14 protein-coding genes are annotated in these 12,819 nt (G+C 71.2%); 6 read left to right on the top strand and 8 right to left on the bottom strand.

The features are described 5' to 3' along the window. Positions 1-75: 75 nt before the first annotated feature. Complete coding sequence (gene pal / locus AX737_RS06000) at positions 76-594, bottom strand: peptidoglycan-associated lipoprotein Pal (RefSeq protein ID WP_066919819.1); 519 nt, start codon at positions 592-594, stop codon at positions 76-78. 407 nt (positions 595-1,001) lie between these two features. Here pal and AX737_RS05995 point away from each other — a divergent pair, with 407 nt between their 5' ends. After that, a complete protein-coding gene (locus tag AX737_RS05995; protein WP_066919817.1) occupies positions 1,002-1,397 on the top strand; it encodes a response regulator in 396 nt (131 codons plus the stop codon). Positions 1,398-1,502: 105 nt separating this feature from the next. Here AX737_RS05995 and AX737_RS05990 read toward each other — a convergent pair whose 3' ends face one another. Then, on the bottom strand, positions 1,503-2,528 hold the full coding sequence (locus AX737_RS05990; RefSeq protein WP_082772906.1) for a WcbI family polysaccharide biosynthesis putative acetyltransferase: 1,026 nt from the start codon (positions 2,526-2,528) through the stop codon (positions 1,503-1,505). Positions 2,529-2,609: 81 nt separating this feature from the next. On the opposite strand from AX737_RS05990, the gene AX737_RS05985 reads away from it, so the two are divergent. The 3 genes from AX737_RS05985 (at position 2,610) to AX737_RS05975 (ending at position 4,837) form a co-directional block, all read left to right on the top strand. Next, positions 2,610-3,674, top strand: coding sequence for a GSCFA domain-containing protein (locus tag AX737_RS05985; protein ID WP_066919815.1), 1,065 nt, complete (start codon positions 2,610-2,612; stop codon positions 3,672-3,674). Between the two features lie 123 nt (positions 3,675-3,797). After that, the gene (locus tag AX737_RS05980) at positions 3,798-4,193 is read left to right on the top strand and encodes a VOC family protein (protein WP_066919813.1); all 396 of its coding nucleotides are present in this window, start codon (positions 3,798-3,800) and stop codon (positions 4,191-4,193) included. A 56-nt stretch (positions 4,194-4,249) separates the two neighbouring features. Then, positions 4,250-4,837 (top strand): histidine phosphatase family protein, encoded by a 588-nt coding sequence (locus AX737_RS05975; protein ID WP_066919811.1) that lies wholly within the window; start codon positions 4,250-4,252, stop codon positions 4,835-4,837. A 64-nt stretch (positions 4,838-4,901) separates the two neighbouring features. Here the strand turns inward: AX737_RS05975 and pdeM are convergent, their stop codons facing one another. The 3 genes from pdeM to AX737_RS05960 are packed head-to-tail and all read right to left on the bottom strand — an operon-like array spanning position 4,902 to position 9,157. Further along, the gene (gene pdeM / locus AX737_RS05970) at positions 4,902-5,615 is read right to left on the bottom strand and encodes a ligase-associated DNA damage response endonuclease PdeM (protein ID WP_066919821.1); all 714 of its coding nucleotides are present in this window, start codon (positions 5,613-5,615) and stop codon (positions 4,902-4,904) included. A gap of 42 nt (positions 5,616-5,657) precedes the next feature. Next, positions 5,658-8,204 (bottom strand): ligase-associated DNA damage response DEXH box helicase, encoded by a 2,547-nt coding sequence (locus AX737_RS05965; RefSeq protein WP_066919809.1) that lies wholly within the window; start codon positions 8,202-8,204, stop codon positions 5,658-5,660. Beyond that, the gene (locus AX737_RS05960) at positions 8,201-9,157 is read right to left on the bottom strand and encodes an alpha/beta hydrolase (protein WP_066919807.1); all 957 of its coding nucleotides are present in this window, start codon (positions 9,155-9,157) and stop codon (positions 8,201-8,203) included. The genes AX737_RS05965 and AX737_RS05960 overlap by 4 nt, the downstream gene beginning before the upstream one ends. 258 nt (positions 9,158-9,415) lie before the next feature. On the opposite strand from AX737_RS05960, the gene AX737_RS05955 reads away from it, so the two are divergent. Beyond that, positions 9,416-9,754, top strand: coding sequence for a DUF6460 domain-containing protein (locus AX737_RS05955; RefSeq protein ID WP_066919805.1), 339 nt, complete (start codon positions 9,416-9,418; stop codon positions 9,752-9,754). Between the two features lie 275 nt (positions 9,755-10,029). Here AX737_RS05955 and hemC read toward each other — a convergent pair whose 3' ends face one another. Genes hemC through AX737_RS05940 form a run of 3 tightly spaced genes read right to left on the bottom strand, consistent with a single transcriptional unit; the run spans position 10,030 to position 12,132 of the window. Then, positions 10,030-10,953, bottom strand: coding sequence for a hydroxymethylbilane synthase (hemC, locus tag AX737_RS05950; RefSeq protein WP_066919803.1), 924 nt, complete (start codon positions 10,951-10,953; stop codon positions 10,030-10,032). Between the two features lie 9 nt (positions 10,954-10,962). Then, the gene (locus tag AX737_RS05945; RefSeq protein WP_066919801.1) at positions 10,963-11,262 is read right to left on the bottom strand and encodes an antibiotic biosynthesis monooxygenase family protein; all 300 of its coding nucleotides are present in this window, start codon (positions 11,260-11,262) and stop codon (positions 10,963-10,965) included. Positions 11,263-11,274: 12 nt separating this feature from the next. Further along, positions 11,275-12,132, bottom strand: coding sequence for a Kdo hydroxylase family protein (locus AX737_RS05940; RefSeq protein ID WP_066919800.1), 858 nt, complete (start codon positions 12,130-12,132; stop codon positions 11,275-11,277). Between the two features lie 227 nt (positions 12,133-12,359). Between AX737_RS05940 and AX737_RS05935 the strand changes: the two genes are divergently transcribed. Continuing rightward, positions 12,360-12,818: an RNA polymerase subunit sigma-70 gene (locus tag AX737_RS05935; RefSeq protein ID WP_066919799.1), complete on the top strand. Its 459-nt coding sequence runs from the start codon at positions 12,360-12,362 to the stop codon at positions 12,816-12,818. Position 12,819: the final 1 nt, after the last annotated feature.

Here is a 12,819-nt window from a genome sequence, read left to right as displayed (position 1 = left end):
GGCGCGGCCTGCCGGTAGCAGATGCGTGGCGCCGCGGCAAAAATGCGGCGGCGCGGCAAAGCTTGCATGCCTGGCCTACGAACCGGCGCCGCGGTCGAGCACGGTGACGGCGCGGCGGTTCTGCGACCAGCACGAGATGTCGTTGCAGACCGCGACCGGGCGCTCCTTGCCGTAGGACACGGTGCGCATCCGGCCGGCCGCGATGCCGCGGGAGGCGAGGTAGTCGGTCACCGACTGGGCGCGGCGGGCGCCGAGCGAGAAGTTGTACTCGCGCGTGCCGCGCTCGTCGGCGTGGCCCTCGATGAGGAAGCTGTAGCGCGGGTAGCGCTGCAGCCATGCGGCCTGCTTGTCGAGGGTGGCGGTCGCGGTCGGCGTCAGGTCGGTCGAGTCCGACTCGAAGAAGACGCGGTCGCCGATGTTCACCACGAAGTCCTGGGCGCTGCCGGGCACGCCCGCGCCGCCCGCCCCGCCGGCACCGGCGCCGAAGCCCGAGGCGTCGGCGAGGTTCGAGTCCTTCGAGCAGGCGCCGAGGCCCAGCGCCGCGCAGAGCGCGAGGCCGAGGGAGACGGCGCGCAGGCGCGGGGAAACGGTCATGGCTGGTCTCAACTCCTTGAGGCGGGCACCCGAGGCCGGCAGCCGGACTCCAAGGCGCATCCGCGGCGTGTGTCTCCCGACCCTCATAGGCCGGCCCGGTTAAGCAGAGGTTCCGTCAACCTTGACAGGAGCTTTCGATCAGGCTTCGCGGCGCTCCGCCGTGTGCCCGCGCACCCCGTCCGGCACGGAGCGCGTCGCCGGCCCTTCGGCGGCGCATCACGGCCGCGCTTACAGGCCCCGAATGCGGCATCGCGGCGGCGGCGCGGCGCTCTCTCGTCTCGACACGGGTCGAGCGTTGCGCCGACGCTACAGTACAGGGGCTGGAGAACAGTCCTCGTCGAGGGGTTTAACCCTTCCTCAACCAAGACGGACGCGAATTCGGTCGGATCGACGGAATGGTTCGAACGATGCGCCCGGTACACAACGTCCTCGTGGTCGAGGACAGCTTCATGCTCTTGGAGATCATCGCGCAGCTCTGCGCCTCGCAGGGCACGCGGGTCATCGAGGCGTCCAGCGGCGAGGCCGCGCTGACGATCCTGCGCGAGCGCGGCGCGACGATCGACTGGCTGTTCACCGACATCAACCTGCCGGGTCTGATCGACGGCTGGACCGTGGCGGAGGCCTTCCGGGCCGCCCATCCCGACCGGCCGGTGGTCTACACCTCGACGGCCGCGAAGCTGCCGCCGCGGGCGGTGCCGGGCAGCCTCTACCTGCGCAAGCCCTTCCAGATCCGCGAGGTCAACGCCCTGGTGCGGATGATGCGCGACGGCGTGTCGGACGACGGCCTTCGGGCGGCGGGCTGAGCCCCGGAGCCGTTTCCGATCGCGCTGCGATCGGAAACGGCTCCGAGCTCTTGCCTTGACGCGCTCTCTTGCGCCGAACCGGCGTCCACTTCGGCGGAGAGCGCTCTAACCCTTCGCCGCCAGGAAGATCTCGGCGATCCAGGGCGAGGTCGCCCAGGTCTCGACGCGCGGGCAGGAGAGGTCGCCCGGTGCGGCGGCGTCGTAGAGCGCGAAGCTCGCCGCGATGAACCCTTCGAGATCGTAGAGGACCGGGAAGGCCGCCCCGCGGGGCTTGCGCTTGAACAGGTAGGAGCCGGCGATGCCGAACTGCTCCGCCACGGGCGGGTAGACCGGCCAGACCACGTCGTGGACCAGCTCGTCGCCGAGATAGTCCTCCACGGCGACGGGCTCCGGGGTGAAACCGCTCTCGGCCAGCAGCCGCCGGGCGATGTCGCCGATGACGAAGGCCTTCGGGTGGTTGATCACGTGCATGAAGGCGCCGCGCCGGCTCCAGCGGCCGACCTCGCGCTCCAGGCCGAATCCGACCGCCGCCGAGTTGCCGACCAGCTCGCGCACTGCCGGGTCCCAGTGGTCGAAGTAGCCGAGCCGCTGGAACACGTCCTCGCGGAACAGGCCCGCGGTCTGGGCCACGGTGAGGCCGAGGCGATGCGCGCAGAGCGCGATCGCCGAGTGGTACTGCCCAAGCGGCGAGGCGGCGAGCTTCTGGTCGGCGAGGTTCTGGGTGCGGCCCGCATAGACCATGTCCGGGTGGAAGGCCGAGAACACGATCGTCGGGAACATCTTCAGGCGCCGTTCGCGCGCGAACAGCGTGCCGCTGTCGCCCCCCGGCAGCAGGCCGCCCGGGAAGGCCTGGGAGTAGACGTGGTCGAAGCCCGCGAGCGTGGCCGCCAGCCCGTCCAGCGTGCCGTGGTCGCGCCGCAGCGTGCCCATCGAGAGGTAGCGGACCGGGCTCCCGGGCGCGAGCAGCCGCATCGCCTGCGCGACGCCGCGACCCTGGCAATTGCCCAGAACCGCGATGCTCGGACCCTTGCGGCCGTCGTCCGCAGCCTTGGCACGCCACGGTCTTGCCCAGGATGGCGCCGACAAGGAGAACGCGCTGCGGGCGCGCCGGGGCAGATCGCTGATGGCCAAGGCTGTGCCGGGGGTCTCGCGGGAGCGGATTTCGCGGTCTATGCGAGACGCTCTTACCGCATCGGGCGAAGGATCGGGAAGTTGGCTTCAAATCCGTATACGGGTCTACCGGCCGAGCGATTCTGGCGCAAGGTCGTCACCAACGTGCCGCCCTTCGCGGTCAACCCGCATCCGAGGGAGACCTTCGCGATCGCCCGGACCGACAAGGTGGCGACCGGGGGCTCCTGCTTCGCCCAGCGCGTCGCCGAGGCCCTTCGGGAGGCCGGGTTCAACTACTATCTCACCGAGGCGCCCGCGCCCGGCATGAGCGGCAACGAGGCCAATGCCCGCCAGTTCGGCACCTTCTCGGCCCGCTACGGCAACCTCTATTACACGCGCCAGTTCGTGCAGCTCTTCGACCGGGCCTACGGCCGCTTCGAGCCCGAGCTGACGGCGTGGCTGCGCGAGGACGGACGCTACGTCGATCCGTTCCGCCCGACCGTCGAGCCCGACGGCTTCGCCAGCGAGGCCGAGGTGATCGCCGCCCGCGACGCGCATCTCGCCGAGGTGCGCCGCCTCTTCGAGACGCTGGACGTCTTCGTGCTGACGCTGGGCCTCACCGAGGGCTGGCGCTGGCGCGCCGACGGAGCGGCGCTGCCGCTGGCGCCGGGCGTGGCGGGCGGCACCTTCGACCCCGACCTCTACGAATGCGTCAACGCGGGCGCGGCCGAGGTGCTGGGGGACCTGCGCGGCTTCCTCGACAGGCTCTGGAGCGTGAACCCGGCGGCGCGCGTGATCTTCACGGTCTCGCCCGTGCCGATGATCGCCACCTACATGGACCGGCACGTGATGGAGTCGAACAGCTACTCCAAGTCGGTGCTGCGGGTGGCCGCCGGCGAGGCCTGCACCGGCGACCCGCGGGCGGTGTACTTCCCGGCCTACGACATCGTCACCAGCAACGTGAATGCTGGCCGCTACTACAACGACGACCAGCGCACCATCAACGACGCGGGCGTGCGCCACGTCATGCGCCTGTTCCTGCAGACCTTCGCCAAGGATCGCGCCGCTCCGGCTCCCGCACAGGCCGCCACCGACATCACCGCCGAGTTCGAGGGCAGCGCGGGCGTGATCTGCGACGAGGAGCAGATCGAGCGGAGCGTGGCGTGAGACGAGCGTCCCCTCCCCCTCTGCGGCGGAGGGATGATCGCGCCTGCGACGACCCCGGCCCTTCCGCTTCCGGTCTCCTGCGCCACATGAGGCGTATCACCGCCCCCGCGCAGGAAGGATCCGATGTCGAAGCTCGTCCATGCCATGGTCCGCGTCCGGGACGAGGCGCGCTCCGTGGACTACTATCGCACGGCCTTCGGGCTGGACGTGGCCGAGCGGCTCGATTTTCCGGACTTCACGCTGATTTATCTCAGCAATTCGGAAGCCCCGTTCGAGCTGGAGCTCACGGTGAACAAGGACCGGAGCGAGGCCTACAATCTCGGTGACGGCTACGGCCACCTCGCGGTGACGGTCGATGACGTCGCGGCCGAGCACGCCCGCTTCAAGGAGGCCGGCCTGCCCGCCACCGACCTGAAGACGCTGAAGCACGGCGACCGGGCGCTCGCGACCTTCTTCTTCGCCACCGACCCGGACGGCTACAAGATCGAGGTGATCCAGCGCGGCGGCCGCTTCGCCTGACGCTTCCCGCCCCGGCCGCCGCGCCGGGGTGCCCTCCCCCGCGATCCCGAGACCCGATGAGCAGCCCCACCCGCATCGTCTGCCTCCGCCACGGCGAATCGACCTTCAACGCCGCCCACCGGGCCACCGGCCGGGATCCCGGCCACCGCGATGCCCGCCTGACCGAGCGTGGCCACGCCCAGGCCGAGGCCGCCCGCCAGCGCCTGCGCGACGTGCCCTTCGACCTCGTGGTGACTTCGCCCCTGACCCGGGCGATCCAGACCAGCGCGATCGTGTTCGGCGAGCATCCGAGCACGCCGCGCGTGCTGGTGGAGGTGCTGCACCGGGAGTGCCAGGAGAGCAGCTGCGACGTCGGCCGCGCGGCCTCCGAGATCGCGGCGGAGTTCCCGCACCTCGATGTCGGGCACCTGCCGGAGGTGTGGTGGCACGCGGAAGCCGGCTCGCAGGTCGGCGATTATCCGGTCGAGCCGCGCCACCTGTTCGACGCGCGCGTCGCGGATTTTCGGGCGTGGCTGCGGCAGCGCCCCGAGCGCACCATCGCGGTGGTCGGGCACGGGACGTTCTTCTTCCATCTGACGGGGATCTGGCTCGACAACTGCGACTTCACCGAGCTCGATCTCGCGGCCCGGCCGGCCGCGGCCTGAGGGTTCGGAGCGCTGCCCCGAACCCCGCCTAAGGGCCCGCAGATCCTTCGGGGTCCCCTGGATCTCAGTCCCGCGCCAGCATCTGTCGGCCGATGGCGAAGACCCGGCCGTCGCCGAGGAGATGTGCCGTGAAGCCGGTCGCGAAGAGCGGCTCGAAGGCCTTGTCGCGCACGTTCAGCCCGCCCGTGAAGGCGCCGAAGGCGGGCATGACGAGGCGGGCACCGTCCGAGACGAAGCAGCGGCGGCGCACGGCACGGCCCCGCATCGCCACCTTGCCGCAGGGATGGAGGTGGCCGGCCACCTCGCCGGGCGCGGGCCCCGGGACGGGCTCGTGCCGCAGGGTCAGAGCGCCGAGGGTCAGCGTCTCGGCGTAGCGCCCGCCGACGCCCTCCTGCACCGCCGCATCGTGGTTGCCCGCGATCCAGACCCAGTCGCGCCCCGCCTGCAGGGCCGCCACCATCGCCCGGTCGCCGGGCTCCATGCGCTCCGGCCCGCGCGCGTCGTGGAAGGAATCCCCGAGCGCCACCACGCGCTCCGGCTCGTGGCGCAGCACAGCCTCGTGCAGGTTCGCCAGGGTCTCGCGGGTGTCGTAGGGCGGCAGGAACTGGCCCGAGCGAGCGGCAAACGCCGAGCCCTTCTCCAGGTGCAGGTCCGAGACCACAAGCGTGCGGTGCGCGGGCAGCCAGAGCGCGCCGGACAGGTCCAGCACCGCCGCCTCGCCGGCGAGCGTGAGGCCGGTGGGCTTACTCGTCTTCTCAAGTCTCTGGCCGAGCGCCAAGATCGCATCCTCATCCGGGGGAGCGGGGCGCGCCATCGGCCTCTAGCCCAGCGCCTCTTCGAGAAGCTGCGCCTCGGCCTCGGCCAGGATCTCGTCCGCGCCCTCGCCGTAGACCTTCTCGCGCCCGATCTCCAGCATCACGGAGACGGAGAGCGGCGAGACGCGGTCGAGCGCCCGGTGGATGATTCGCCCCTGGATGCGCTCTAGCATCATGCCGAGGCGCCTCACGTCGAGGAGTCCGGTTGCCGCATCCTGGCGCGCCGCGCGCAGGAGCAGGTGGTCGGGCTGGTGCTTGCGCAGCACGTCGTAGACCAGATCCGTCGAGATCGTGACCTGCCGCCCGGTCTTCTTCTGGCCGGGATGCCGCCGCTCGATCAGCCCGGCGATCACCGCGCATTGCCGGAAGGTCCGCTTCATCATCGCGGATTCGGCGAGCCACGCCTCGAGGTCGTCGCCCAGCATGTCCTGTGCGAACAGCTCGGCCAGAAAATTCCGTTCGTGGGCGATGCGCTCCGAGATGTCCCGCGTCGTCCAGATCGCGAGGCCGTAATCGTTGGCAGCAAAGCCCAGCGGGCGAAGGCCCGCCCGCTCCAGACGGCGGGTCAGCAGCATGCCGAGGGTCTGGTGGGCGAGCCGTCCCTCGAACGGGAAGGCGGTGATGTAGTGGCGCTTCGCCCGCGGATACGTCTCGACGAGGAGGTCGCGCGGCCCCGGCAGCACCGAACGGCTGCGCTGCTGCACGAGGTAGTCGGCGACCTGCCTCGGCAGGCGGTCCCATTCGAACGGGTCGGCGATCAGCGCCCGCACCCGGGCGGCCAGGAAGGTCGAGAGCGGGAACTTGGAGCCGGCATAGGAGGGGATCGCCGGGTCGGTGCCGGGTCCCGCCCGCGTGACCATGGCCTCGTCCTCCATCAGACCCTCGAAGCGCAGCACCTCGCCGGAGAACAGGAAGGTGTCGCCCGCGGAGAGCGTTTCGGCGAAATCCTCCTCGACCTCGCCGAGCACCCGGCCGGTCTTCGGCAGGATGGTCCCGGGCTTGGCGCGCACCGAGCGGACGAGGCGCACCTTCACCTTCGCGGATTCCACGATGGTGCCGACGTTCATGCGGTACTGCTGGGCGGTGCGGGCATCGCGCACCCGCCAGAGCCCGTCCGGCCCGCGCAGGATCTTGGCGAAGCGCTCGTAGGCGCGCAGCGCGTAGCCGCCGGTCGCCACGTAGTCGACGACCGCCTCGAAATCCTCCCAGGCGAGGCCCGCGTAGGGCGCCGCCGAGACGATCTCTTCGTACAGGTGCACCGGATCGAACGCGTCGGCGCAGGCCATGCCGAGCACGTGCTGGGCCAGCACGTCCAGGGCGCCGACCCGCGCGTCGGGCGTATCCTGCGCGGCCGCCTCGACGGCGTCGAGCGCGGCGCGGCACTCGAGGATCTCGAAGCGGTTGGCGGGGACGAGGTAGGCCTTCGAGGGCTCGTCCATGCGGTGGTTGGCCCGCCCGATCCGTTGCATGATCCGGCTCGCGCCCTTCGGCGCGCCGATGTTGACCACGAGATCGACATCGCCCCAGTCGATGCCGAGATCGAGCGTCGCGGTGCAGACGATAGCGCGCAGCTGCCCCGCCGCCATCGCGGCCTCGACCCGGCGGCGCTGCTGCGCGTCGAGGGAGCCGTGGTGGAGCGCGATCGGCAGCACGTCGTCGTTGAGTCGCCAGAGTTCCTGGAAGGTGTACTCGGCTTGCAGGCGGGTGTTGACGAAGACCAGCACCGTGCGGTGCTGGCGGATGAGCTCATAGATCGCCGGCATCGACTGGTGGGCGGTGTGCCCGGCGAGCGGCAGGGGACGGTTGGATTCGAGCAGGCGCAGGTCGGGCCGGGCGCCGCCCTTCACCACGACGAGGTCGGCCATGGCCTCGGCTCTCCTGCCACCCTCCCCCGCAGGGGAGGACGGGAAAGCCTCCGGGAGCGTCAGGCTCGGTCTTTGCGGCACCAGATACCGCCGCAGCTCGTCCGGCTCCCGCACGGTGGCCGACAGCCCGATCGCGGTGAGCCCCGGGCTCAGCCGGTGCAGCCGCGCGAGCGCCAGGGAGAGCAGGTCGCCCCGCTTCGAGGTGACCAGCGCGTGCAGCTCGTCGAGGATGACGCAGCGCAGGTTCGCCAGCAGGTCCGCCGCCTCGCGGTGCGCGATCAGCAACGCCAGCTGCTCCGGTGTGGTCAGCAGGATGTCCGGCGGCCTCGCGATCTGGCGGGTGCGCTTGTGGGCCGGCGTGTCGCCGGTGCGGGTCTCGATGCGGACCGGCAGCCCCATCTCGGCGACCGGCGCCTCCAGGTTGCGGGCGATGTCGACCGCCAGCGCCTTGAGGGGCGAGACGTAGAGGGTGTGCAGGCCGCGGCGCTGCGCGGCCTTCGTGCCGCTCAGGGCGACGAGGCTCGGCAGGAATCCGGCCAGCGTCTTGCCGGCCCCGGTCGGCGCGACGAGCAGCGCCGAGCGACCCTCGCCCGCGATCCGCAGGAGTTCGAGCTGGTGCGGGCGCGGGCTCCAGCCGCGGCCCGCGAACCAGTCCCGGAAGGCCGGGGGAAGACGATCCGCGCTCAGGCGAGCGCCATCAGGAAGCGGTCGATCAGCTCCAGCGCGCGCTCGCTCATCGCGCCCGGATAGCGCACGAAGATGTGGCAGCCGCCCGCGTAGACGGCCGTGTGGCCGCCGTTGCCGGCCGCCGCCCAGCGCGAGGCCATGTAGAGCGTGTCGTCCAGCAGCGGGTCGGCCGTACCGATGGTGAAGAGCGCGGGCGGCAGGCCCTTCAGCTCGGCGTAGATCGGCGAGACGTCCGGGCGGCGCCGATCGATGCCCTCACGCACGTAGTCGTCGGCGAAGCGGGTGAGGTCCTCGGTGTTCACCACGAGGCGCTCCGAACCCCAGTTGCGCACGGAGGGCGTCAGTCCGAGGTCGTAGAAGCCCGCGTTGAGATTGGCCCCCCGGAAGGCGCGGGGCAGTTTGTGGCGGTCGCGCAGGCGCAGCAGCACCATCACGGCGAGGTGCGCGCCGACCGATTCGCCGCCGATGGTGAGCGCGGAGATGCCGAACTCCGCCCGGCCCGGCCCGGCGAGCCAGAGCGCGGCGGCCTCGCAATCGAGCAGCGCGGCCGGATACGGGTGCTCCGGCGCCAGCCGGTACTCGACCGAGAGGCAGACGAAGCCGCAGGTGTCGGCGATACGCTCCAGCCAGGGGTCCTGCTCGTCCGCCCCACCCCAGATCCAGCCGCCGCGGTGGATGTGCAGGTAGGCGCCGCGCAGCTTCACGCCCGGCCGCGGACGGATCACCCGCAGCGGCAGCGCGCCGCCGGGCCCGTCGATCAGCATGGTCTCGGCCCGGGCGCTGCGCGGCATCGCGGGCGAGGCCTGCGTTCCGGCCCGGCGGCGCGCGCGCACCTCGGCGATCGGCAGCGTCCACGGGTCCGCCTGCGCCGCGTGGGCGGCCACGATCTCGGCGTTGAGCCGCAGAGTTTCCGGATCGATCGTCGCCGGGTCGAACAGGGCGTGGTCGATCATCGTCTCGGTCGTTCCGTGTGTTCGGCCGCACAGGTTGGGGCGTGCGGCCCGCGTCTGTCGTGCGCGCTGCTTGCAGATATCTTGGCGGCCCGGGCTTGCGTTGCCATCTCGGCCGAGCCGTGAAACCGCCCAACGCCCGAGTTGGAGGGGAGTTTCGCCGGGGGTGTGACGCTCGCGTCACGCTTCCGCCGGGTTCGGGGTCTCTTCAGTCGAGGGATCCCGAATGGCACCGGACTTGAATCCTGAGGTCGCAGGCAGATGATGGTCGAGCACGACAGGCACCGCGCGGGCGGATCGTACCAGGCCTATCCGGGCGAGCCCCCGCGCAGCCGTGACAACGCCCTGCGCCGCTTCATCGGCGGCTCGCCGACCGCGGTGTTCCTACGGCTTCTCTTCCTGTCGGTCCTCGTCGGCGCCTTGATGGCGATGCTCGGGCTGACGCCAGGGCAGCTGTTCTGGCACGCCTACGATTCGGCCCGCGCGCTGATCGACCTCGGCCTCGCGACCTTCCACGATTTCGGCGGCTGGATCCTGGCCGGCGCCGTGGTGGTGGTGCCGCTCTGGTTCGTCTCGCGCCTGTTCGCCACGTCGAAGTAGGCGGGTGTGGCGATCAAGAGCGGTGGCCGTGCGACTGCTCGATCAATCGCCTCCCGTCCGCCCATCCCTCTCCCCCGCGGGAGAGGGTGGCCTGCGAAGCGGGTCGGGTGAGGGGACGACAGTTTCCGGAAGAGGCCCAGCGTCGATACCGAGCACGGGCCGGCACCGTTGCTCCCCTATCCCGCCCCTGCTGACGCAGGAGCCACCCTCCCCCGCAGAGGGGGGAGGGACATCGCGCCTCACCTTCTTTGGGACGTGACTGGGTCGGTCTCCGCCTATTGCAGGTGCTGCGTATAGGTCTCGCCCGCCGCTGCCTTCAGCGCGGCGCCCGCTTCCCTGCCGATCGCGTCCGCGTCCGCGACCGAGCCGCTGCGCGCCACCGCCCAGTGCCGGCTGCCGTCCGGCAGGAAGAGCAGCCCGTCGAGCTGCAGCCGATCCCCGTCGATCCGCGCCAGCGCCGCGATCGGGGTGCGGCAGGAGCCGTCGAGCTCGGCCAGCAGCGCCCGCTCGCAGCCGACCGCGACCGTGGTGCGCGCGCAGGCGACCGGCGCCAGCAGCGCCCGCACCGCCTCGTCGTCCGCGCGGCACTCGATGCCGAGCGCTCCTTGCGCCACCGCCGGCAGCATGTCGTCGGTCTCCAGCACGGAGCGCGCCATACTTTCCAGGCCGAGCCGCTGCAGGCCGGCGATGGCCAGCAGCGTCGCGTCGCACTCGCCGGCTTCGAGCTTGCGCATGCGGGTGTTGGCGTTGCCGCGCAGCGGCACGATCTGCAGGTCCGGCCGGCGCATCAGCACCTGCGCGCCCCGCCGCAGCGAGGATGTGCCGACGCGCGCGCCGGGCTTGAGCCCCGCGAACCCGTCCGCGTGCGGCGACAGGAAGGCGTCGCGCGGATCGTCGCGCTCCAGGATGCAGGCGATCACGAGCCCGTCCGGCAGCCAGGTCTCGACGTCCTTCATCGAGTGGACGGCGACGTCCACCGCGTCGGCGAAGAGCGCCTGCTCCAGCTCCTTGGTGAACAGACCCTTGCCGCCGATCTCGGAGAGCGGCCGGTCGAGCACCTTGTCGGCGACCGTCGTGATCACGACGATCTCGGTCTCCAACCCGGGATTGGCCGCGACGATCCGGTCGCGCACCATGCCGGTCTGGGCGAGCGCCATCGGGCTGCCGCGGGTGCCGATGCGCAGGGGGCGGTTCAGCATCCTCGATCCTCAGAAGGCCCGGAGCACGAGCTCGGTGTGCTCGACGCTCGGCGGAGCCTCGAAGCAGGGCGAGACGAGGGCCCGGTAATCCTTCCAGGCCTGCGAGCCGGTGAAGTCCTTCGTGTGCGCCTCCAGCGTCTCCCACTCGATCAGAAGGCGGTAGCGCTGCGGCTTCTCGACCGAGCGGCGCACCGCGAAGCTGACGCAGCCCTTCGCGGCGCGGAAGATCTCGGCGGCCTGTTTGATGCCGGCCTCGAACTCGGCCTCGCTTCCGGCCTTCACGTCGATCTGGGCGATCTCGAGGATCATAGCGGGTGTCTCCTAGAGCAGCGGGCGGCCGAGCTTGGCCGCCAGGATGCGCTGCGGGCTCTTGGCCGGGTCGGCCTGGGCGGCGACCGGCAGGTAGGCGGTCTGTTCCAGCATGTACTGGCCGCCCATCGCCCCGTGCATCACGAGGTCCGAGAAGGTGACCCAGGTTTGGCCGGGCAGGAAGTTCACGTCGGCCTGGGGGCCGTGGGCTTGATAGGCTTCGTCCTGCTTGAGCGCGTCGTGCAGGTGCAGCATCAGGTGGTCGTACTCGGAGCGACGCGCCTTGGTAATGCGCAAGGCCGCCAGCAACCGCGCCGAGAGCGGCGAGTAGCCCGGCAGCTTCGGCAGGAACTTCTCCGCCATCGAGCCGAAATCCTCGCCGACGCGCCAACGCCGCGGCTGGCCGCTCGGGTTGATGTTGCGGAAGACGCGCAGGATCCGCTTCTCGCCGATCGGGTTCGACGGGAAGGCATCGACGTGCAGCCGCGTGTCGTCGCGGCGCCAGCTCAGCTTGCGCTTGTCCACGTCGAAGGGCCGGTAGGAGGTGCCGGCGAGGCTCACCCGGCCGATGTAATCGGGCAGATAGCGATCTACGATCCCCTGCGCGAAGCCGCGGTAGCGCAGGAGGAGTTGGCGCAGGGCCTCCTGCTCCTCCGGGGTGCCCGCCGCCCCGCGCAGCTCCGCGTTCTCGCCGCGGATGTTGACGTTCTTGGCCTTGCCGTCCGCGAAGGGGCGTTCGACGAAGCGGCGCTCGAAATCGCTGAACGGGAAGGCGAGATCGGGAAAGAGCAGGACCGCGCCGTCCTCCAGGGCCGACGCCAGCGAGTGCGGCGCGTCCGACTGCGAGACGGTGAGGATGGGGCTGATCATGTCCCGGACGATTCCTGCCGCTGTGACACCGCGTGAACGGATCCGGGATGTAGCCGAGCATCCGTTCCGGCGCCAGCGAGCCGATTTAGCGGTGGATGACGCAGCGATCCGCGATACGCCCGGGGCGGAGCGCCCGCGCGCGGGTTGCGCAACCGGGGCCGGATCCGGCACGTTCGAGGAATGTTCCGGGTGCCCCGCACCCGTCCCGGTGACGCGAGAACTCGTCGATGGCGACGCTCAAGGAATTCGAGGAGGCCCTGCGCGAGCACGGCATGAACATGGCGCTCGCCCTCCTCGAACGGCTGCGCGAGCGCGACCGCGCCACCCGCACGGTGAAGCCCGCCCGCCGGCTCACGGGTCAGAAGATGACGCCGGAGCTCGCCCGCACCATCCTCGACCTGCACGCGACCACGGGCATGACCCAGCAGGAGATCGCCTTCAAGGTCGGCGTCAACCAGGGCCGGGTCAACGAGGTGATCAAGCGCGGCAAGTGGCTCAGCGACGATCCGCAGGCGCCCGAGGCGGTCGCCCGCGACAAGGCGAAGGAGCGGATGGCGAAGTCGCATACGCCGCGCTCGGCCGCGGGCGCCGAGGCGAAGCCCCGCAAGGCCGCTGCCCCGAAGGAGCGCAAGGCCCCCGCCCCGCGCCGGGGCAACCAGGGCCAACTCGCGCTGGGGGATTTCTGAA

Origin of the sequence: Methylobacterium sp. CCH5-D2, from assembly GCF_001556475.1 — a bacterium.
GTDB classification, from domain to species: Bacteria; Pseudomonadota; Alphaproteobacteria; order Rhizobiales; family Beijerinckiaceae; genus Methylobacterium; species Methylobacterium hispanicum.
The sequence above is the reverse complement of the archived record's forward strand: the minus strand, read 5'-3'. Positions and strand labels throughout refer to the sequence as shown.

What these genes read in the sequence shown, in the direction of transcription:
- hemC (WP_066919803.1), bottom strand. Translation starts at nt 10,953, where the DNA reads ATGCTGAACCGCCCCCTGCGCATCGGCACCCGCGGCAGCCCGATGGCG.
- AX737_RS05955 (WP_066919805.1), top strand. Translation starts at nt 9,416, where the DNA reads ATGATGGTCGAGCACGACAGGCACCGCGCGGGCGGATCGTACCAGGCC.
- AX737_RS05945 (WP_066919801.1), bottom strand. Translation starts at nt 11,262, where the DNA reads ATGATCCTCGAGATCGCCCAGATCGACGTGAAGGCCGGAAGCGAGGCC.
- AX737_RS05980 (WP_066919813.1), top strand. Translation starts at nt 3,798, where the DNA reads ATGTCGAAGCTCGTCCATGCCATGGTCCGCGTCCGGGACGAGGCGCGC.
- AX737_RS05960 (WP_066919807.1), bottom strand. Translation starts at nt 9,157, where the DNA reads ATGATCGACCACGCCCTGTTCGACCCGGCGACGATCGATCCGGAAACT.
- AX737_RS05995 (WP_066919817.1), top strand. Translation starts at nt 1,002, where the DNA reads ATGCGCCCGGTACACAACGTCCTCGTGGTCGAGGACAGCTTCATGCTC.
- AX737_RS05975 (WP_066919811.1), top strand. Translation starts at nt 4,250, where the DNA reads ATGAGCAGCCCCACCCGCATCGTCTGCCTCCGCCACGGCGAATCGACC.
- AX737_RS05935 (WP_066919799.1), top strand. Translation starts at nt 12,360, where the DNA reads ATGGCGACGCTCAAGGAATTCGAGGAGGCCCTGCGCGAGCACGGCATG.
- pal (WP_066919819.1), bottom strand. Translation starts at nt 594, where the DNA reads ATGACCGTTTCCCCGCGCCTGCGCGCCGTCTCCCTCGGCCTCGCGCTC.
- AX737_RS05940 (WP_066919800.1), bottom strand. Translation starts at nt 12,132, where the DNA reads ATGATCAGCCCCATCCTCACCGTCTCGCAGTCGGACGCGCCGCACTCG.